Genomic DNA, 1,204 nt, shown 5'->3' with positions numbered 1-1,204 from the left:
TACTCAATAATTTTAGCTACGACACCAGCCCCAACAGTTCTACCACCCTCACGAATTGCAAAACGCAACCCCTCCTCCATCGCAATTGGTGCAATAAGGTTCACAGTTACCGAAATATTATCCCCTGGCATCACCATCTCAGTTCCCGATGGCAACTCTATCGATCCCGTTACGTCAGTTGTACGAAAATAAAATTGAGGACGATACCCCGCAAAAAATGGTGTATGCCGCCCACCTTCTTCCTTGCTCAGAACATATATCTCGGCCGTAAACTTTGTATGCGGCAGAATGCTCCCAGGCTTCGCCAGCACCTGGCCGCGCTCAACCTCTTCACGCTTCGTACCTCGCAGTAATATCCCGACATTGTCGCCGGCCTGCCCCTGATCAAGCAGCTTCCTAAACATCTCCACTCCAGTGCAGACTGTCTTCAATGTCGGCCTTAATCCCACGATCTCAATCTCGTCACTTACCTTAACGATACCTCGCTCCACACGCCCCGTTACAACCGTACCTCGCCCAGATATTGAAAACACATCTTCTACCGGCATAATAAATGCCCCATCTATAGCTCGTTGCGGCTCAGGGATATAACTATCCAACGCATCCGCTAATTTAAATATCGATGGCTCTCCAATATCACTCTGATCTCCCTCAAGCGCCTTCAATGCCGAGCCTATAATAATCGGTGTATCATCTCCAGGAAAATCGTACTTGGACAATAATTCCCGTATCTCCATCTCCACCAGCTCCAGCAACTCGGCATCATCCACCATATCCGCCTTGTTCATATAGACAATAATGTATGGCACCCCAACCTGCCTCGCTAGCAAGATATGCTCACGCGTCTGCGGCATCGGCCCATCAGCCGACGATACCACCAAGATAGCCCCATCCATCTGCGCCGCACCTGTGATCATGTTTTTCACATAATCCGCATGACCAGGACAATCCACATGCGCATAATGACGTTTTTCCGTCTCATACTCGACGTGGGATGTATTAATGGTAATTCCCCGCGCACGCTCCTCTGGCGCAGAATCAATCTGAGCATACGACTTCGCTTCACCACCAAACTTCTTCGTCAATACCATCGTAATTGCCGCCGTCAATGTTGTCTTCCCATGATCAACATGACCTATCGTGCCAACGTTTATATGCGGCTTCAATCGCTCAAATTTACTCTTCGCCATGCTATATCCTCATC

The 1,204-nt window shown here is 49.0% G+C and carries 1 protein-coding gene; it reads right to left on the bottom strand.

Features of this window, described 5'->3' with window-relative positions; all coding sequences use genetic code 11:
* Positions 1-1,190 (bottom strand): elongation factor Tu (tuf, locus tag BLP80_RS14945; RefSeq protein WP_090544523.1); only part of this gene is annotated, 1,190 nt, incomplete at its 3' end.
* Between the last annotated feature and the right edge of the window lie 14 nt (positions 1,191-1,204).

It is taken from the genome of Nitrosomonas sp. Nm132 (genome assembly GCF_900100485.1).
In the GTDB taxonomy this organism is placed as follows: Bacteria; Pseudomonadota; Gammaproteobacteria; order Burkholderiales; family Nitrosomonadaceae; genus Nitrosomonas.
The sequence above is the reverse complement of the archived record's forward strand: the minus strand, read 5'-3'. Positions and strand labels throughout refer to the sequence as shown.